Genomic DNA, 18648 nt, shown 5'->3' with positions numbered 1-18648 from the left:
AGAAAATAATGGTGCTACACCATTAATAACAGAAAATAAATCTATTGACGCAAGTCATCTAAAGTCTTCATGGAAGAAATATGCGAATATAATCGAGCAAAGTAACCCGCGACTTTTCAGTATTGTCAGCAACCATTTTCCCACATTGGAAGGACAGGAAACCATCAAAATAGAGGTGAATACCCGAATTCAGGAAAATGAATTGTTGAAGGATAAAACCAATTTGTTGTTATTTTTGCGGAAGGATTTAAATAATAGTCGCATCGACTTAAATATTATTGTAAAAAAGGAAGAAAAAGGCACTTCCACGAAAGTATTTACGGCGGCAGATAAACTGAATGCGATGATGTTAAAAAATCCGGCGTTAAAAACATTAAAAGAAAAGTTTAATCTTGATATCAATTAGATTAAACAATTTGCGTTAACCAGTTGTTGTGTTTAATGGCAAAAAAGCATTTCGTATTAAGCTCATAACTTGGATTAATGATATTTTCGTACTTTTGGGATAATGGAAAATAAGGATATAAATACGGATAAATTAATTAAATACTGGATTGATGGCTCAGATGACGATTTTGAGACAATGATTGCAATGTTCGATTCAAAACGATTTAGTTGGTCTTTGTTCATTGGTCATTTAATGATTGAGAAATTGTTAAAAGCCTATTATGTCAAGGTTAAATCAGATTATCCACCCTTTATTCATAATCTATTGCGGCTTGCTGAAAAAGCGGATTTGAAATTAACCAATGATAAAAAAGAGCAACTTGTGACTATTACGGCATTTAACATCAATGCTAGATACGATGATTATAAGATGAGTTTTAAGAATCAATGCACTCCTGAATTTACTTCTGAGTGGATTATAAAACTAAAAGACCTAAGACCATGGATAAAAACATTGATATCACAATAGGTAAATATTTGGATTTAATTAAGGCAAAATTCTCTGATATTGAGAGTGTCTATCTGTTTGGTTCATACGCTAAAGGAAAATCAACAGATGATAGTGATATTGACGTAGCATTGATTTTTACAAGTTTGGATGATTCAAGACGATTTGATATTCAGGTTCAATTAATGTTATTAGCAGCGCAGATTGATTCAAGGATTGAACCACACCCAATATCTCATGATGACTTTAATTCCGGAAATCCTTTTGTTGTTGAGATAAAAAAGACTGGAATTGAAGTTGCTGCATAAGCCACATAAGCACAACAACGGGTATAGTTCATTGGCGGATAGGAGGTTTGCTAGCGTTTGTATTTCAAATTTTAATATTCTGCAACTTGATAAGTAAGAGCTATGAAATTGCCAACGAAACCATACCCAAACCGTTAACATTCTGTTTCTTCAGAAGAAAAATAGGAAAATTAAAAGCGTATTACCATATCTTAAAAATTCACCGAACATGAGTAAAATTAAAGTAGCCAATCCCGTTGTGGAGCTCGACGGCGATGAGATGACACGTATCATTTGGAAAATGATTAAAGACCAATTGATTTTGCCTTATCTCGACCTCAATATCAAATATTATGATTTGAGTATGGAAAACCGCGATGCCACCAATGATCAGGTGACGATTGATTCGGCACATGCCATTCAAAAATATAATGTTGGGATTAAATGTGCCACTATCACACCAGACGAGAAACGGGTGGAAGAGTTCGGCCTGAAAAAAATGTGGAAATCACCCAACGGCACCATTCGTAATATATTGGGTGGTACCGTATTTCGTGAACCCATCATTATTAAAAATGTACCACGTTTGGTACCGGGATGGGAGTATCCGATTTGTATCGGTCGTCATGCTTTTGGCGATCAGTATCGCGCCACCGATTTTCTGGTCAAGGGAAAAGGCAAACTAACCATCACCTTTACCCCCGAAGACGGCAGCGAAATTCAGTCGTATAACGTGTACGATTTTGAAGGTGACGGCGTGGCAATGGCAATGTATAATACCGATGAGAGTATTACTGGTTTTGCACACAGCTGTTTTAATCAGGCTATCAACAAGAAATGGCCTTTATACCTTTCAACTAAAAACACAATTTTAAAACAATACGATGGCCGTTTTAAAGACATTTTTCAAAATGTTTATGAAACGTATTACGAGGCTAAATTTAAAGAGCTGGGCATCACTTATGAACACCGATTGATTGATGACATGGTGGCGTCGGCCTTAAAATGGAATGGACAATTTGTTTGGGCTTGTAAAAATTACGATGGCGATGTACAATCCGATACGCTGGCTCAGGGCTTTGGTTCTTTGGGACTTATGACGTCTGTTTTGGTGACTCCCGATGGTCAGACAATGGAAGCAGAAGCAGCTCATGGCACGGTAACTCGTCACTTTCGCATGCATCAACAGGGAAAGCCGACATCCACTAATCCTATCGCATCTATCTATGCCTGGACACGCGGGTTGGCATTTCGTGGTAAACTCGATGGCAATCAGCCTTTAATTGATTTTGCACGGAAACTGGAATCTGTTTGTGTTGAGACGGTTGAAAGTGGTAATATGACCAAAGATTTGGCGCTGACCATTCATGGTAAAGAGCTGAAAGAAGAGCATTATTTGACCACCGAGGCGTTTATGAGTGCCATCAAAGAAAATCTTGATGCAAAAATGAGATAGTTTTTAAATATAGATAAAAAACAAGAGCGACCTAAAATGGTCGCTTTTGTTTTTTTATGCTTGCCCCAAATGAAGTTTTATCAGTTGCTCACATTCCTCAACCAACGACTCGGCGTTGCGCTGGCAGGGTTCAATGGGCTGTAGTGCCGTATAAGTAAGTTTAGTGCCAAATTGAAGCGGAAAATAGCCATTTTTCATGAGTCTGTTGTGTCCATCAATAACAAAAGGAACTACAAGCGCTGAAGGTGCAGCCTTTAATAAGGTTTTTACACCCGCCGACTGAAATTTTTGAACAATGCCGGATGGATTACGGGTGCCTTCGGCATAGATACAAACAGCATATTTTTTGGCTTCGATAAGCCGCCCCAGTCGGATAATTTCGCGAATGGACTGACTGCCATTATTACGGTCAATTAATGCCGATCCGCCATGACGCAGATTATATGAAATGCTTGGGATACCGTGTGCCAACTCAATTTTGGCCACAAATTTGGGATGAAACCTGCGAAACGCGTGTACAAAAGCCTGTATATCAAATAAACTCTGATGGTTCGATACCACAATTAAGGGCCGGTCGTTTGGCAGATTATCTAATCCTTCAAACGTCATTTTTACCCCCATAATGCGCATACTTAATACTAGAAACCTATTCAGCATTATAACACTATTGGTATGTGCCTCTCTATTGCCTAAATGAAGTGCCCACATCTGAACAGGGTGAAATATAGCCAGCGTTAATCCAAAAGCGACATAATAAAACGGGGTTAACAGATAATTGAGAATCATTTGCATAAAATTGCTTAAAGTTAAAGTCATAAAAACACAAAATAAACATTTTTTAGCCACATAAAATACAAGAAAACCCTCATAAAGTTTGGAACCATGATAATAAAGCGACTCAGCAGCGATATTTTGTATTTAATTACAGTCTTTGCCAGAAAAAAACAACTTTTGCGTTAGGCTTGCTTTCAAAATGTTCGTTTTCGGGAGTCTGCGCACGTTTTCAGGGCTTCGTAAATCTTAAAAATGAATATTTTTTATCTACCACCGAAGTTTTCGGTCAATCGCTAATTTTTCATACTGTTGGGATATCCATGTTCTATCCGGATGTTGCTTCCGGTATTCATATTTCAAAGGCACAATTTTTCCCGTATGTTTCTCAGTCATAACATTTGGTAGGAACTTTTGCAGCTGCCAAATATCTCATTCCGAGGTGCTGGAGATGAAGTGGAGAGCCTTCCCCCGACATTGAATAGCATTTTTCATACGGGGGCGTTTGAAATTTTTTGTTCTCCTTCTCTCAAATTATTTTAGGTGTCACAAACAAATTTGTAAATGAGATGTTAATAGGATAAATAAACACAGTAGCGAGTATTTATTTAGACTTGTTTAAAATAAATATAAATCATAATTTTGCCATCATTTTAGAACAAGTTCGTTATTTGTTCAAGATCGATAGATCATTAAGCGTAAAATATTAAACAAATTCTTATAACATGTCAACATTCGATATTCTAATGCCCAAAATGGGCGAGAGCGTTGAAGAAGCAACCATTACAAAATGGTTTGTGAAACCCGGCGATACCATTGAAGAAGATCAGGTATTACTTGAAATTGCCACCGACAAAGTGGACTCTGAGATTCCATCACCTGTTAGTGGGGTGGTTAAAGAAGTTAAATTTGAAGTAGATGCATTAGTTCCTGTTGGTGAAGTTGTTGCCGTTATCTCTTTGGAAGGCGAAGACGCAGGTGATGAAACTGAAGAAGTTAAAACACCGGCTGCAGCCGCAAAACCAGTGGAAAAAGAAGCCGAAGTTTCTGATGCAGACAAGTCTGCCGACGACTTTAAAGACTCCGACCGTTTTTATTCTCCTTTGGTTAAAAGTATTGCCAAAGAAGAAAATATTTCAATTCAGGAATTGGACAAAATCACCGGTACCGGAAAAGATGGCCGTGTAACTAAAGAAGATATTCTGGCCTACGTTAAACAACGTGGCAATGCAACCACACAACAGGAAAAACCGGCTGCAACTCCGGCAACCGGCGGTGCTAAAACAGTGGCCGCTACTCGCCCGGACATTAAGCTGCCAGACGTTAAAATAAATGAAGGCGATGAAGTGGTTGAAATGGATCGAATCCGTAAGCTTATTGCCGATAACATGGTGATGTCGAAACAGGTATCTCCACACGTTACCAGCATTGTTGAGGCCGATGTGACCAATTTGGTTATCTGGCGTAACAAGCACAAAGAATCGTTTCAGAAAAAATATGGTGAGAAATTAACCTTTATGCCTATGTTCGCTCAGGCAACGGCGAAGGCTTTGCGCGATTACCCGGGCGTTAATGCTTCGGTGAGTGGTTCTAGCCTTATTATTCGTAAAAATGTGAATGTCGGTATGGCGGTTGCTTTGCCATCGGGAAACTTAATTGTTCCTGTTATCAAACAGGCCGATCAGAAAAATTTGGTGGGACTGGCAAGCGATATCAACAGGTTGGCCGACCAGGCTCGGAAAAATAAGTTATCGCCTGAAGATATACAAGGTGGAACTTTCACGATTACTAACTTTGGTTCATTTAAAAATGCCATTGGAACACCGATTATAAATCAACCCCAGGTGGCCATTTTGGCAACAGGGACTATCGAGAAAAAACCGGCAGTAATTGAAACCCCGACAGGCGATGTAATTGCCATTCGCCATAAAATGTTTTTGTCGCTTTCGTACGACCATCGTGTTGTTGATGGGGCACTGGGTGGATTTTTCCTTCGTAAAATTGCGGATTATCTCGAAGAATGGGATATTAATATGGAAATATAAACGATAATAAAGTTTCACTAAATTTATTGGTCAATCGGCAAATTCAATATTAGTGCCGGCCCAAAGCGGTTTATAAAATAGGTGACGGCTTTGGGACATAGTTGAGATCAAAGCTGAAAATATGAAACGATCATGATAAAAAAGTTAGCTTCGCTTATCCTTGATTTTCGAACAGTACGATGCTTCGTTTATGAGCGTTTCATTTGACCAACAAAACAAATTATAAGCACATGAAAAGTAATGTTCCAATCATTTATTCAATAAAAAAGACAGAAAAAGAGACCCTTTTAAAATGGTACTATCTTCTGTTTCTGGGTCGTACGCTGGATGAGCGTGCCCCCAATTATCTTAAGCAGGCCATCGGTTGGTCGTACCACGCACCGGCTGCCGGGCACGATGGTATTCAGCTGGCAATTGGTCAGTCGTTTCGTAAAAATAAGGACCATTTATTTCCATATTACCGGGATTTGCAAACTTGTGTTTCGGCGGGCATGACTCCCGAAGAAATTATCTATAATGGCATTTCCCGGGATGCTGATGTGGCCGGCGGTGGTCGGCATATGTCCAATCACTTTGCCAAACCATCCTGGAATATCCATAATGTGAGCAGCTGTACCGGCAACCATACATTACATGCTTCGGGTTTGGGCCGGGCACTCAAAACATACGATGAGAAGGATGCTGTGGTTATTAGTAGTCAAGGTGAAAGTTCTGTTTCCGAAGGGTATGTTTATGAGGCTATTAATGGTGCTTCAAACGAACAATTACCGGTTATTTTTGTCTTTCAGGATAATGGATATGGCATTTCAGTGCCCAAACAGGATCAGACAGCCAATCGTAAAGTGGCCAAAAACTTCGAAGGGTTTAAAAATTTGCGCATTATTTATTGTAATGGTAAAGACGTCTTTGATTCAATGAATGCCATGACTGAAGCAGTTGCATGGACCAAAAAAGAGCAAAAGCCTGTGTTGGTTCACGCGAACTGTATACGTATTGGCTCGCATAGTAACAGCGACCGTCATGAGTTATACCGTGATGAGAATGAATTGAGCTATTCAAAAGAAAACGATCCTCTGGCCAAATACCGTCGTTTACTGGTTCGTTATAATCGTGCGACCGAAGAGGAATTAAAAGAGATTGAAGACCGTGTTACCAAAGAAGTAAAAGCAGCACATAAAAAAGCACTGACAGCGCCTCAGCCTACCGCAGAATCAATCTACGATTTTGTGATTCCAACACCTTATAAGGCCGATAAATATCCCGGTGGTACCCATCATTATGAAGGAGAACCTCTTAAGTTTATACAGGCTTTAAATGAAACGTTGAGAGCTGAATTTCGCCTTAATCCCGACACATACCTGTGGGGACAGGACATTGCCAATAAAGACAAAGGTGGCATCTTTAATGTATCCAAAGGGTTACAACAGGAGTTTGGTAAAAAACGTGTCTTTAACGCTCCAATTGCCGAAGATTTTATCATGGGCACAGCCAATGGTATGTCGCGCTATAAGAAAAACTTGCGTGTAGTGGTTGAAGGGGCCGAATTTGCAGATTATTTTTGGCCGGCCATGGAGCAATTTGTAGAAACGACCCATGAATACTGGCGCACCAAAGGCCAGTTTTCGCCTAATATTACTGTACGTCTGGCTTCGGGTGGCTATATTGGTGGAGGTTTGTACCATTCGCAAACCATTGAAGGGGCTTTGGCTACATTTCCGGGAGTTCGGGTGGTATATCCGTCCTTTGCCGACGATGCAGCCGGCTTATTACGAACAGCCATACGTAGTGAAGGCATGACCTTGTTTTTAGAGCCTAAAGCGTTATACAATGCGCCCAAAGCTGCCAGTCCGGTGCCTGATGATTTTGAGGTTCCATTTGGGAAGGCTCGTATTCGTCGGGAAGGAACGGATATGACAATGTTTACTTATGGAAATACCACTCATTTTTGTCTGGAGGCAGCAGAAAAGCTGGCAAAAGAAGGTGTGGCCAATATTGAAGTGGTTGATTTACGTAGCTTATCGCCCTTGGACGAAGAAACTATTTTGGCTTCCATCAAAAAGACATCAAGAGCCATGGTTGTTCATGAAGATAAAGTGTTTGCAGGCTTTGGCGGTGAGATAGCAGCAGTCATCGCCGATTTGGGGTTTGAATATCTGGATGCGCCGGTTAAGCGTGTGGGCTCAGCTTTTACACCCGTCGGTTTTAATCGTATACTTGAAGCTGCGGTTTTACCTAATACTCAGAAAGTATTGTCGGCTGCCCGTGAATTGTTGGCCTATTAAACGGCGTGTTGTAGAATAATAAAATTATTAGAAATGAAAAAAATAGGAATTTTTTATAGTTTCCGGTCCATTAAAACTCATCAACAGGTCAAAAAGATGATTAAGCAGCTGGGAGAAGAAAATTGCGAAGAAGTGGATGTCGATGTGGCCACCGGCGACGATTTTAAAAAGTTTGACCATTATATTTTAGCGGTGCCGACCTGGTTTGATGGTGAGTTACCGAATTATTGGGATGAATATTTACCTGCCATAGAAGATCTCTCTTTCAAAAATAAAAAGTTTGCCATTTTTGGCGGTGGCGATCAAAAAAATTACCCGGAAAATTTTGTTGATGGCGTAGGAATAATGGCCGAATTTATAGAAAGTCATGGTGGAACAGTGGTTGGATTTACGTCAACCGACGGTTATACGTACGAATATTCGAGAGCACAGCGGGGAAATCAGTTTGTTGGTTTGGCGCTTGATATCGAAAATCAGTCCGCTTATACCAGCGATCGAATCAAAAATTGGATTGCGCAAATTAATAAAGAATTTGGACGTAAGTAAAACCTGAGAATTCATTCAACCCAAAACCGGAGGCGTAAGCTTCCGGTTTTTTTTTGCTGAAATCAGACTATAGGAAATATCCATTTTAAAGACAAGCATAACGTAGAAATCCATTTTTTTTTGCAACTGGCTACCTAACATAATTAAAGCTCTTAAAATGGCGTATATGGTTGAATAATTCACTGTGGGGCGAAAGAAATGTAATGGTGTTTTTTGTGCAATTTGCAGGCAATGGCAACCAAACAGTGTATGACACGACGAATGAAGAACAAAACGATCACAACCTAAAACAACAATAAACGATCGAGTTTTGATAAAAAAATGGGAGAGAGGTCTTATATTACAGATGTAAACTGTTTTTTGGATAAGATTAAGTTCATGCAATATAAATATAACAATCATAAAATCATACTATTGTGAGGATTACTGAAAGTCTAAATTCAATATATTCTAATCTGTTGATGTATAATTATACAAAAGGATGGAGGTTTACTTCTAAATAGACTATTATGTAACTAATAACCAGTTATATAATAGAATTATTTCAAGCATTACTTTTTTTTGAAAAGAGAATTTATTCAAATACTTAAATACAAGGCAATTAAGTATTCGTAGTATCAATCAAAATAAGTAGTTTTAAAAAGGACGTCAATCAAAAACCATAGAATCGTAGCTGATTGATACATTCTATTACAAATAATTATAACAACCCAATTCATTCTCTACTGGAGCAACCTCTAAACGCTATTAATTTGACCGTGGTAAATGCTTCAATTAGTTACAAGAGTAAACATTTGATTGTTTACAAGAGACGATCAAATTGTAATTTTTAATTATTACTTTTGTAAACAAGTGTGTACAATAATAAGAAATGGCCTTATTAAATCTGCCATACGACCAAATATGTAAACAAATGAAAACACGCCTCTTAAAACTCATGAATTACAAAGGCCTAACACCGATTCAGTTTGCTGAAATTATAGGCGTACAACGTTCCAGTATTAGCCATTTTTTATCCGGACGTAACAATCCCAGTCTGGATGTGATGCGTAAGATTTTAACTGCATTCCCCAACATTAGTGGTGATTGGCTGGTTACCGGTGAAGGATCAATGCTTAAAAGTACGGAAACAACCTCAGGCAGTGTAAAACAAGAGCCTACTTTCAATAGTCTGTTTGACGAAACTATAAAGGATGAACAGCCAGGTGTTTATAATATTAAAAACCAGTTAAGAACAGAAGAAGTGGTCATTAAAAAGCCATCAGATGATACAAACAGACCTATTGATAATCCCATAAGCGAAAAGCCGGATACAGGCATAGAGCGTATTGTCTTTTTTTACTCGGATGGTAGTTTTGCCGAATACCATCCAAAGTGAATCAATAAGTTGTTGTCATTTCCTTGAATTGCAATTTTTAGTCGCAGCAAAATGTACTATATTTGCAATGAAAACAGATGGTTTACATTTGTAAACCATCTGACAATTGAAATTATAAGCAACTACCTATGAAATATCAACACGACTTTACCGTCGTTGACAACGAAAGGCAAACACACGATTTCGTGGTGTTGACGTTGCAAGCCAGTCAAATATTACCAGAGATACTGCCTGGTCAATTTGCCGAGGTTTTGGCGCCACACCCACAAGCTTATTTACGCCGCCCTTTATCGATTCATGATGTCGATTACGAAAAGAAACAAATAAAACTTCTGATACAGGAAGTGGGCAAAGGCACCGAATCGTTGACAAAACTGGAAATTGGCAATAGGGTTAATATGATTTATCCTCTGGGCAAGGGGTATGATTTACCCGATAGTAAACGGGTTTTATTGGTTGGCGGCGGCTGTGGTGTCGCTCCTTTATTATATTTAGGTCGTTACCTGAAAAAAAATGGTATTATGCCACGATTCTTGATAGGCACACGTACCAAATCGGCCCTGGTACGACTCGACGCTTATCGTGAACTGGGGGATGTGATGGTGACAACAGAAGATGGTAGTTACGGTACCAAAGGTTTTGTGATTAATCACCCGGTGATGCGTACCCAGCAGCCCGATTTTGATTGGATTTATACCTGTGGACCGGAAGCCATGATGCGCATATTGGCCAAATACGCCACAAACCACCAACTCACTTGTCAGGTTTCGCTTGAAAATCATATGGCTTGCGGTATAGGCGCTTGTCTGTGTTGTGTTACCAACACCCGCGACGGTCACAAGTGCACCTGCACCGATGGGCCTGTTTTTGACTCAAAATATTTGCTATGGTAAATTTGAAAGTACAATTGGGTAATATCACGTTAAAAAACCCAGTTATGACCGCTTCCGGAACTTTTGGCTACGGAGAGGAATATGCTGATTTTATGGATTTAACGGCATTGGGAGGTATGGTGGTAAAAGGCACTACATTGAACCACCGCGAAGGGAATCCATATCCACGTATGGCCGAAACTCCGATGGGAATGCTAAATGCAGTGGGATTACAGAATAAAGGCGTTGATAAGTTTATAAGTGAAATTTATCCAAGGATAAAAGGATACCAGACCAGTATTTTTGTAAACGTTTCGGGATCAACCATCGAAGAGTACGTTCAGACGGCTGAGAAGATAAATGAACTGCAACATATTCCAGGTATCGAATTAAATATATCCTGTCCGAATGTTAAAGAAGGCGGAATGGCTTTTGGCACCAGTTGTCCTTCAGCAATAGCAGTTACAAAGGCAGTGCGTGAGGTTTACAAGAAACATCTGATGGTAAAACTATCGCCCAATGTAACCAACATTGTCGAAATTGCCAAAGGCGTTGAAAGTGCGGGTGCCGACTCCGTGTCTTTGATTAACACGCTTCTTGGGATGTCCATAAATGTAAAGACCCGGCGTCCGGAACTGTCAACTATCACCGGTGGACTATCAGGTCCAGCCGTGAAGCCGGTGGCTGTGCGTATGGTCTGGCAAGTAGCACAGGCATTAAAAATCCCCATAGTAGGTATGGGGGGCATCAGTAGTGCCGATGATGCCATCGAATTCATGCTGGCAGGTGCCACGGCCATTCAAATCGGAACGGCCAATTTTGTTGATCCACAAATTACTCTGAAAGTCATTGATGGAATAAAACAATATCTTGAAAAGCATCAGCTGACCGATATTAAAGAGCTAACAGGTGGAATGATTACAGATTAATACAAAGGGTTTGAATATTGAGTGCGTCAAATAGCAATTATTAGCCTGTTTGACGCATTTTTTGTTCGCGTTGTACCAGATTAGTCAGTGGACGGAAATGCTCTCTAATAACCGGCCATTTTTCGGGATACTGATTAAGAAGAAGCATCACACGTCGCTGATTTTTTCTCAGCCAATCGGTAATAGCAGGAGCCGACACAGGGCGCTGTAATGACTGTCCAACAGCAGCTCCGGTAGGCTCTTCACCAACTGAAACCAGACGTGCTGCTGCTGTTTCAATATTATCAAGCCATTGTTTGGTTCGACTCATACGACTCTCGCTATTGTTTATAGGCGATTTTTCCACCGGGCGAACCTCTTGTTTCGTCGTAAAGAAAATGGTTGCAGGTAAAATAGTCCAATCGTCTTCTTTACCATATAACATCGCAGTCATTTGGGCCGCCTTCGAAAGAGCCGTTTTTGCCGCATTAAAATCCGCTGCTTTTTGCAATTTCTTCAACGAACTTTCGTGCAAAACCCATCGCCCAGAGGGTTGTAAGGGATAATTAGATAAAAAATCTTCCGCCCAATGCGAAATCCATTCAATACCAACTACAGGTTCAGAATCAACCGATTGGTTCTCCAGAAGGCCTCGTGTTACAGATGTAAACTCTTCAATATAATCAAAAAATTGCTGCGCTGATTTATAAAACATTCTTGCCATTCTAAAAACAACAGATCCAATGAGTGCCTTACGAGCAGTATCAAGAGGCCCCTGCAAGCGGCTGACGCCAAAATTGCTTTGATCCTCACGAAAAAAGAGATAGAAGAAATCTACCATACCACCAGTATTCCCCAATCGTAGCGATAACACCACATGTTGTTCTTCGCTAAACAATTGAAATTGATCACTTAGAGTGTTTTTGTTTTCAAAAGGCAACTGATCAGGATGAAGCCATGTGTAACCGAGATCTCCTTTGGTTACCAGATTCTCCAATCCATCAATCACGAGCGTCCTTAACCGATAACTATTACCTTGCCTAACGAGCTCCTGACCCGATATGCCGGCGTTGTCTGGCTCGTTAAATAACAGTACAACCCGGTCGATTCCCGGGAAGACAGACGGCCACGACTGCATCAGCTGATCTCTGGATGGTAATAAAGACATATAGTCGCTTAACTTAAATGAAGGTACTAAAGGTAATTACAGAAGCTTAGTTAAGCAAACAATTAAGCATATAATTAAGCTTGTGAATATGGAGAATTGACTTAAGTCTTTAAAAAATAATGCTTAACGAACAAGACTAAATTAAAGTATGTCATAAAGCTAAATCTCTTCATACTTCATACACTCAAAATGGTTGTTTACATAAAACAAAACTTAATTATAAAACTTCAAAGCCTTTTTATTAAGATATTCTTAACCCTATTATTGTTTACATCTGTATAAAGTCTATTAATAACTGCATTTTTAGCTGGGTTACATATGTAATCAAATCGTAAAACGTAGCCCACCTATGTGACTTTTACAAAAAAATAAAACTGAAATAACCAATCAGGCATCTTCATCGTTCAAAATTGGCTATATTCGTTCAAAATTTTAGAAAATGAATCTGGACCATAGCAATCATAGATCAAATTGTGCTGAAAACTCATTTTTATCATTACCCATCAACCGTGCGGTTCAACTTAAATACCTACTTCTCACACTCTTAATATTGTTAAATAGTTTTCAGAAAATTGAAGGACAATTTTCGTCGCATTCTTCAATTTCGATTTTAACCTGTGCGCCCGGCGAAGAGCTATATAGTTTATTTGGACACACCGCGATCAGAATAAAAGATACCACCCAGCAAAAAGATTTTGTATTTAATTACGGCACCTTCGATTTTAATACGCCAAATTTCTATCTTAAATTTATGCGTGGCGAATTGAATTATCTATTATCTGTTTCCAGTTACAGGGCTTTTATCAGAGAATACCGTTACCATCGTCGTTCGGTTGTCGAGCAAAAACTAAATCTCACGCCGGAAGAGACTGAAAATATTATTTATGCATTAATGGTTAATTCCCAACCACAGAACCGTGAATATTTGTATCATTTTTTTTATGACAACTGTGCCACAAGGATTCGTGATGTAGTAGTTAACAACCTGAATGGCGATATTTATTTCCCGGTATTAACCGACTCGCAAATAAATATGACTTATCGGGATGCCATTAATAATTATCTAAGTACCCGCCAATGGACTCAGCTTGGACTAAATATTATTTTAGGGCAGCCTACCGACGACGTTTTATCACCTTTAAGTATACAATTTTTGCCCGATTATTTGCACAATCAATTTGCTAAAGCCACAAAAGCCGATGGGACCTTGCTGGTCGAAAGCACTGATCAACTGCTAAATTATCAGGCACAGAAAGCCAATAAAAACATTTCGCCAGCATTTGTTTTTTGGGGACTATTGTTCCTGTTGAGCTATTTGACGTGGTGGGAATACAAAAACAACCGGTTTATTAAATGGATAAATGTAATGCTGTTTTTAATTACTGGCATTATTGGTTGTCTGATTTTTTTTCTTTGGTTTTTCACACTTCATTCAGTTACAGGCCCCAACTGGCATCTATTGTGGGCCAATCCGCTCTATTTTATGGCAATCATCGCTCTCTTAAAAAAACAAAATCGATTTCATTATTTGCTATTACTACTGGCGGGTTTCAATCTAATTATGCTGTGCCTGATTATGGTTCTGCCACAACATCTATCGCTGCTGTTAATCCCGGTATGGTTGTTAATGGCAATTCGGTTAGTGGCACAATGGTTTTATTATCAGAAAACAGCTGCGCATTGAACCAAATTACGGCATCAACTGTTTCACAAACTAAAGTAGATGCCGATGAAAAGAATAGTCGTATCCAGTCTCTTAATTTGTGTTGTCTTTTCTTTGTCTTTTGCCCAAGCTGAAAGAGTGGAGGTTAAGACGCTGGAAGTATCACAGCTTCTTCAACAAATAAATAACCAATCAGATACCCTTTATGTTGTCAATTTTTGGGCTACTTGGTGCACGCCGTGTGTAGCAGAAATCCCGGAATTCAACAAAATACCAACTCAATTTAATCATCGACCTGTAAAAGTAATTTTAGCCAGCCTTGATTTCCAGGGGCAAAAAGAAAAACGTATTATTCCTTTTATCAAGGCAAACAAAATCTCACATACGGTTGTGCATCTTATTACACCCCGGGGCGGTGACTGGATCAACCAAATTGATTCGTCATGGAGCGGGGCTATCCCAGCAACTCTATTGGTTTACCAGCAATCAAAAAGAACATTTTTTGAAGGACAACTGGATTATCCAGGTATTATATCATTGATGGAAAAGACTTTGAAATAAACCAATATTAAAAATCAATTTAAAACGATAACATTATGAAAAAGAAAATTGCACTAGTTGCTTTACTTGGGCTTATGCTCATCCCTGTAACAGCACAGCTAAAAGTGGGTGATGTGGCTCCTGATTTTAAACTGAAGAACATTGATGGAACCTGGGTTCAATTATCGGATTACAACAATCAAAAAGGTGTAGTGGTAATTTTTACCTGTAATCATTGTCCATATGCCAAAATGTATGAATCACGTATTCAGGAGATTCATGCGCGCTACCAATCCCAAAAAGTGCCTGTTGTAGCAATTAACTCAAACGATTCGACAATTGTCCAAGAGGATAGCTATTCAAATATGATAAAAAATGCAAAGAAAAAAGGGTTCACGTTTCCTTATCTTTTGGACGACCAACAATTGTTCCGGAAATATGGCGCCACAAGAACTCCGCACGTGTTTTTGCTGAAAAAAGATAAAAAGCAGTTTGTCGTGTCTTATATAGGCGCCATTGATGATTATCCGCAAAATGCCAAAGAAGTCAAGGAAACCTATCTTGCAGATGCCATTGAAGCTGTTTTACAGGGTAAAGCTCCCAAAGTGACTCTCACAAAATCGGTCGGGTGTAGCATAAAATTTAAATAGTGTCAGCAATAAAACACGATTTTTCATCCGTTAAGGAATTTCAAGGATGCCATAATATTAGTTTTCCGGCAGATTTAAAAGCGTACGAAGCCATAATCGTGCGTTTTTTTTTGTGCGCTTGCTTCAATTAAGTTACTTTTGCAATAATTAAATCTTGTGAATCAAGGATTAACCACGACAGAAGCGAGATACTTGAAGAGAATGAGGTGGTTATTAGAGGTTTATATAAAGTAATTGGGGTCATTTTATGTCATTTAAATATAAAACATCTTTAGTTGTTTGTGGTTTAGTTGGTGGCGTTTTCTTGGATTATCTTACTGGTCCGTCAATCAATACCTTTGGTACTGATTTTATACCTTCGTTGCCTGTAACCACTTCGGCTCATATTTCAGGGCGGCTTTCGTCTGATTCTGTTTATCAGAACATTGATAAACAGGTCAAATATTTCATCAATAGATGGGATATAGCTGGTGCATCAGTTGCCATTGCCAGGGACGGGAAACTCGTGTTTGCAAAGGGCTATGGATGGATCGACAAAGAAAATAAAACTCCCGCTGAACCCTATAATTTGTTTAGGGTGGCCAGTATCTCCAAACTTATTACCGCTACGGGCATCATGAAGCTCGTAGAAGACGGGAAGCTGAAATTAGATGATAAAGTTTTTGGTCCGAAGGGTATTTTAAGTCGTTCACCATTTGATCATTACAAAGACAAAGGGGTGGAAGACATTGAAGTATTACATCTTTTAAACCATTCTGGCGGCTGGACAACGCGATGGGGAGATCCAATGTTTATGCCATACAGTATTGCTCGTCAAACCGGCAAAGAACTACCCCTAAAAGATGAAGATATTATCGAATTTATGTTGAGTAAGCGACTTCATTTTAAACCCGGCACGATGGCTTATTATTCCAATTTAGGCTATGTTGTTCTGGGAAAGGTAATTGAAGAAGTGACAGGGCAGGACTATGAATCGTATATCAAAACGCAGGTTTTATATCCTCTCGGTATATATGACATGCAACTGGGAGGTAGTTTCCCGGATGAGCGTTTGCCCTTGGAATCAAAATATTATGAACCTGCCGATCATGTGCTTGTAGATGATTATTTGGGTTTTGGTGAAAAAGTACCAGGTTCGTATGGTGGCAACGATATTCATACGCTAGGTGCAGCGGGTGGTTGGGTTGCGTCTTCTACCGATTTATTGAAACTAATGCTTTCGATTGATGGGGAGTCGTTCCCGGCTGATATTCTTACACCTGAATCAATCCAAAAAATGGCAACACCATCAAATCCAGGTAATCAACCATTGGGATGGCGGGCTATTACGTCTGACAGTTGGTATAGAACAGGTACATTGGCCGGAACTTCGGCTATTATGGTGCGACAGGACAACGGTATTTCATACGTCGTATTATTTAATACGAGCACATGGAAAGGACCTGCTTTATCATCAGAAATCAGACACATGATGAAACGAGCTATTGGAAAAACTGATCATTGGATGAATACAGATCTATTTCAAGAACATTCTTAACGATTAGACTGCATTCAGATATCTAGGTGTGCTTATAATTATTTAGGTATAATGTCAATTCATTAGCCAATTTTTTCTCGATAGTTTCGCTATGAATTTCTAATTACATCAATTTCATTTTAAGTGTGAGCCTTTATTTAGTTGGCTAAATTTCGGCGTTTGGCTGGAACAGACTGAAGGTGGTCTATTTATTTGTAAGTTAACAAAGAATGAGCTCGCAGCCAGGATTTTTTTTTGTTCGTATGTCGTTTTGTCAATATTTGACGATGCGAAATAAGTAGACGCCTGAAACTAATGCGATTTAAATACCTAACATGGTCGTTAATTATCTTTTTAAAATCCACTCCTCTTGTCTTATAATTGATATTATGATAAATAGGATATGTATAAAGAAAGCCGGATTTCACACCGGCCTCCTCTGATAAAACTAATATCTTACAAAGCTTTCAACTTACTATCCATTTCATTGTATTGATCCATCATGTCAAACCGGTAATACAAGTTCTTCAGCGTTTCCATAACCATAGTATCCTCGGGTTTCACTTTGTGAGCACGCTCCATATATGGTAACGATTTACGAAACGTTTCATTAGCAGCTTTCTTCGCAGCTTCATATTTTTTATTATCCTGAATATCATTAGCTGCATTCATTTCTTCAGCCCCCTGATTGTAATAGATCACACCAATATTCAACAAAGGTTCAAAGAAATCGTCCTTGAGTTCCAACGCCTTTCCGTAATCCAACAACGCCTTTTCATAATCTTTACTCATATCGTAAAGCACGCCTCTGGCATTATAATAACTAGCATTTTCAGGATCTGTACTAATAGCCTTATTCAAGTACTCAAGCGCTTCAGCATTTTGCTCTGTTTGCAAATAGAAATTAATCAGCATGGTTAAAATACGGTCATCTTGCGGATATTTTTCAAAACCACGTTTCAGGTTCTCGCCCATTTTAACCGTATCCTTTGTGGCGGTATAAATTTCATTCAATAGAAGAACCGCATCACCACCCTCATATCCTAAATCTAAAGCTTCAGATAGATATTTTTCTGCAATATCATATTTTTCACTTCTACTGGCTGCTAAGCCTGAATAATAAATAAATACAGAGTCGGCAGGCAATTTATCTTCTTCATATAAAGGCAGTTTATTTAATTTAATTACGCTTTCAAAAAGATTTAAAGCCAACGGATAATCCTCCGCATTAAAAGCTTCAATACCAGCATTTTGCAATTCAGGCATAAAAAAAGTCAAAGCGACCTTAATTTCTTTTTCAAAACGACCCGCACCTTTACCTTTTTCATCACCAAGTTGGTCGCGTTCAGCGGCTTTAAAATAATTAGATACGGCGCTTAAAATCAAATCTGATTTCGATTTATCGGCTTTGTACTCCTCTGTAGCTAATCGGGCTGCCACAATATAGGTCTTAGCCCAATCTTTTGATTTAGGATGTTCAAGCGCCTCATTAATTTTCTCTTTAGCCATTGCTAAATCGCCATTATCAAGAAAGGCCGATGCCGCAGCCACCTTTCCACGCTGTGCGTAAACAGCAGAAATGGCAAGAAATGAAACAAATAATAATACTAACCTTTTCATTGTCATCTTTTTTTGTTGTTTTCTTGAGTTGATAATCTGTAATTTAATCTA

Annotated in this window: 18 protein-coding genes; 15 read left to right on the top strand and 3 right to left on the bottom strand. The window is 39.0% G+C overall.

The window, feature by feature from the left end:
- Positions 1-145: 145 nt before the first annotated feature.
- The 4 genes from ACT3CD_RS05940 to ACT3CD_RS05925 all read left to right on the top strand — a co-directional run bounded on the left by ACT3CD_RS05940 (position 146) and on the right by ACT3CD_RS05925 (position 2638).
- Positions 146-406, top strand: a complete 261-nt coding sequence (locus ACT3CD_RS05940) for a hypothetical protein (RefSeq protein ID WP_444643859.1) — start codon at positions 146-148, stop codon at positions 404-406.
- A gap of 102 nt (positions 407-508) precedes the next feature.
- Entirely contained in the window at positions 509-916 is a 408-nt protein-coding gene (locus ACT3CD_RS05935; protein ID WP_444643857.1) for a HEPN domain-containing protein, read from the top strand.
- Positions 889-1203: a nucleotidyltransferase domain-containing protein gene (locus tag ACT3CD_RS05930; protein WP_444643855.1), complete on the top strand. Its 315-nt coding sequence runs from the start codon at positions 889-891 to the stop codon at positions 1201-1203. Before ACT3CD_RS05935 ends, ACT3CD_RS05930 begins: the two co-directional genes overlap by 28 nt.
- A 208-nt stretch (positions 1204-1411) precedes the next feature.
- Positions 1412-2638: an isocitrate dehydrogenase (NADP(+)) gene (locus ACT3CD_RS05925; protein ID WP_444643854.1), complete on the top strand. Its 1227-nt coding sequence runs from the start codon at positions 1412-1414 to the stop codon at positions 2636-2638.
- Between the two features lie 54 nt (positions 2639-2692).
- Here the strand turns inward: ACT3CD_RS05925 and ACT3CD_RS05920 are convergent, their stop codons facing one another.
- On the bottom strand, positions 2693-3430 hold the full coding sequence (locus ACT3CD_RS05920) for a lysophospholipid acyltransferase family protein (RefSeq protein ID WP_444643852.1): 738 nt from the start codon (positions 3428-3430) through the stop codon (positions 2693-2695).
- Positions 3431-4134: 704 nt separating this feature from the next.
- On the opposite strand from ACT3CD_RS05920, the gene ACT3CD_RS05915 reads away from it, so the two are divergent.
- From ACT3CD_RS05915 to ACT3CD_RS05885, 7 genes are all read left to right on the top strand, one after another.
- Positions 4135-5454 carry a dihydrolipoamide acetyltransferase family protein gene (locus tag ACT3CD_RS05915; RefSeq protein ID WP_444643850.1) on the top strand — a complete coding sequence of 440 codons (1320 nt, stop codon included), beginning with the start codon at positions 4135-4137 and terminating at the stop codon, positions 5452-5454.
- Positions 5455-5684: 230 nt separating this feature from the next.
- Positions 5685-7736, top strand: a complete 2052-nt coding sequence (locus ACT3CD_RS05910) for an alpha-ketoacid dehydrogenase subunit alpha/beta (RefSeq protein ID WP_444643848.1) — start codon at positions 5685-5687, stop codon at positions 7734-7736.
- A gap of 33 nt (positions 7737-7769) precedes the next feature.
- A complete protein-coding gene (locus ACT3CD_RS05905) occupies positions 7770-8282 on the top strand; it encodes a flavodoxin (RefSeq protein WP_444643846.1) in 513 nt (170 codons plus the stop codon).
- A gap of 170 nt (positions 8283-8452) precedes the next feature.
- On the top strand, positions 8453-8581 hold the full coding sequence (locus ACT3CD_RS05900; protein WP_444643845.1) for a hypothetical protein: 129 nt from the start codon (positions 8453-8455) through the stop codon (positions 8579-8581).
- 614 nt (positions 8582-9195) lie between these two features.
- Positions 9196-9660, top strand: coding sequence for a helix-turn-helix domain-containing protein (locus ACT3CD_RS05895; RefSeq protein ID WP_444643843.1), 465 nt, complete (start codon positions 9196-9198; stop codon positions 9658-9660).
- A gap of 128 nt (positions 9661-9788) precedes the next feature.
- On the top strand, positions 9789-10553 hold the full coding sequence (locus ACT3CD_RS05890; RefSeq protein WP_444643841.1) for a dihydroorotate dehydrogenase electron transfer subunit: 765 nt from the start codon (positions 9789-9791) through the stop codon (positions 10551-10553).
- The gene (locus tag ACT3CD_RS05885) at positions 10547-11461 is read left to right on the top strand and encodes a dihydroorotate dehydrogenase (protein ID WP_444643839.1); all 915 of its coding nucleotides are present in this window, start codon (positions 10547-10549) and stop codon (positions 11459-11461) included. Before ACT3CD_RS05890 ends, ACT3CD_RS05885 begins: the two co-directional genes overlap by 7 nt.
- 40 nt (positions 11462-11501) lie before the next feature.
- Here ACT3CD_RS05885 and ACT3CD_RS05880 read toward each other — a convergent pair whose 3' ends face one another.
- The gene (locus ACT3CD_RS05880; protein WP_444643837.1) at positions 11502-12608 is read right to left on the bottom strand and encodes a hypothetical protein; all 1107 of its coding nucleotides are present in this window, start codon (positions 12606-12608) and stop codon (positions 11502-11504) included.
- A gap of 439 nt (positions 12609-13047) precedes the next feature.
- Here ACT3CD_RS05880 and ACT3CD_RS05875 point away from each other — a divergent pair, with 439 nt between their 5' ends.
- From ACT3CD_RS05875 to ACT3CD_RS05860, 4 genes are all read left to right on the top strand, one after another.
- A complete protein-coding gene (locus tag ACT3CD_RS05875) occupies positions 13048-14292 on the top strand; it encodes an Lnb N-terminal periplasmic domain-containing protein (RefSeq protein ID WP_444643835.1) in 1245 nt (414 codons plus the stop codon).
- Between the two features lie 45 nt (positions 14293-14337).
- Positions 14338-14832, top strand: coding sequence for a thioredoxin domain-containing protein (locus ACT3CD_RS05870; RefSeq protein ID WP_444643834.1), 495 nt, complete (start codon positions 14338-14340; stop codon positions 14830-14832).
- 35 nt (positions 14833-14867) lie between these two features.
- Entirely contained in the window at positions 14868-15461 is a 594-nt protein-coding gene (locus ACT3CD_RS05865) for a thioredoxin family protein (RefSeq protein WP_444643832.1), read from the top strand.
- Positions 15462-15708: 247 nt separating this feature from the next.
- Positions 15709-16998, top strand: coding sequence for a serine hydrolase domain-containing protein (locus ACT3CD_RS05860; protein WP_444643830.1), 1290 nt, complete (start codon positions 15709-15711; stop codon positions 16996-16998).
- 435 nt (positions 16999-17433) lie between these two features.
- On the opposite strand, the gene ACT3CD_RS05855 is transcribed toward ACT3CD_RS05860, so the two are convergent.
- Entirely contained in the window at positions 17434-18597 is a 1164-nt protein-coding gene (locus ACT3CD_RS05855) for a tetratricopeptide repeat protein (protein WP_444643828.1), read from the bottom strand.
- Between the last annotated feature and the right edge of the window lie 51 nt (positions 18598-18648).

Origin of the sequence: Geofilum sp. OHC36d9 (assembly GCF_052400685.1) — a bacterium.
Classification (GTDB): Bacteria; Bacteroidota; Bacteroidia; order Bacteroidales; family Marinilabiliaceae; genus CAZHHH01.
The sequence above is the reverse complement of the archived record's forward strand: the minus strand, read 5'-3'. Positions and strand labels throughout refer to the sequence as shown.

Coding starts and splice junctions, on each gene's coding strand:
- ACT3CD_RS05930 (WP_444643855.1), top strand. CDS start 889: ATGGATAAAAACATTGATATCACAATAGGTAAATATTTGGATTTAATT.
- ACT3CD_RS05880 (WP_444643837.1), bottom strand. CDS start 12,608: ATGTCTTTATTACCATCCAGAGATCAGCTGATGCAGTCGTGGCCGTCT.
- ACT3CD_RS05915 (WP_444643850.1), top strand. CDS start 4,135: ATGTCAACATTCGATATTCTAATGCCCAAAATGGGCGAGAGCGTTGAA.
- ACT3CD_RS05875 (WP_444643835.1), top strand. CDS start 13,048: ATGAATCTGGACCATAGCAATCATAGATCAAATTGTGCTGAAAACTCA.
- ACT3CD_RS05885 (WP_444643839.1), top strand. CDS start 10,547: ATGGTAAATTTGAAAGTACAATTGGGTAATATCACGTTAAAAAACCCA.
- ACT3CD_RS05935 (WP_444643857.1), top strand. CDS start 509: ATGGAAAATAAGGATATAAATACGGATAAATTAATTAAATACTGGATT.
- ACT3CD_RS05890 (WP_444643841.1), top strand. CDS start 9,789: ATGAAATATCAACACGACTTTACCGTCGTTGACAACGAAAGGCAAACA.
- ACT3CD_RS05895 (WP_444643843.1), top strand. CDS start 9,196: ATGAAAACACGCCTCTTAAAACTCATGAATTACAAAGGCCTAACACCG.
- ACT3CD_RS05860 (WP_444643830.1), top strand. CDS start 15,709: ATGTCATTTAAATATAAAACATCTTTAGTTGTTTGTGGTTTAGTTGGT.
- ACT3CD_RS05905 (WP_444643846.1), top strand. CDS start 7,770: ATGAAAAAAATAGGAATTTTTTATAGTTTCCGGTCCATTAAAACTCAT.
- ACT3CD_RS05920 (WP_444643852.1), bottom strand. CDS start 3,430: ATGCAAATGATTCTCAATTATCTGTTAACCCCGTTTTATTATGTCGCT.
- ACT3CD_RS05865 (WP_444643832.1), top strand. CDS start 14,868: ATGAAAAAGAAAATTGCACTAGTTGCTTTACTTGGGCTTATGCTCATC.
- ACT3CD_RS05870 (WP_444643834.1), top strand. CDS start 14,338: ATGAAAAGAATAGTCGTATCCAGTCTCTTAATTTGTGTTGTCTTTTCT.
- ACT3CD_RS05925 (WP_444643854.1), top strand. CDS start 1,412: ATGAGTAAAATTAAAGTAGCCAATCCCGTTGTGGAGCTCGACGGCGAT.
- ACT3CD_RS05910 (WP_444643848.1), top strand. CDS start 5,685: ATGAAAAGTAATGTTCCAATCATTTATTCAATAAAAAAGACAGAAAAA.
- ACT3CD_RS05855 (WP_444643828.1), bottom strand. CDS start 18,597: ATGAAAAGGTTAGTATTATTATTTGTTTCATTTCTTGCCATTTCTGCT.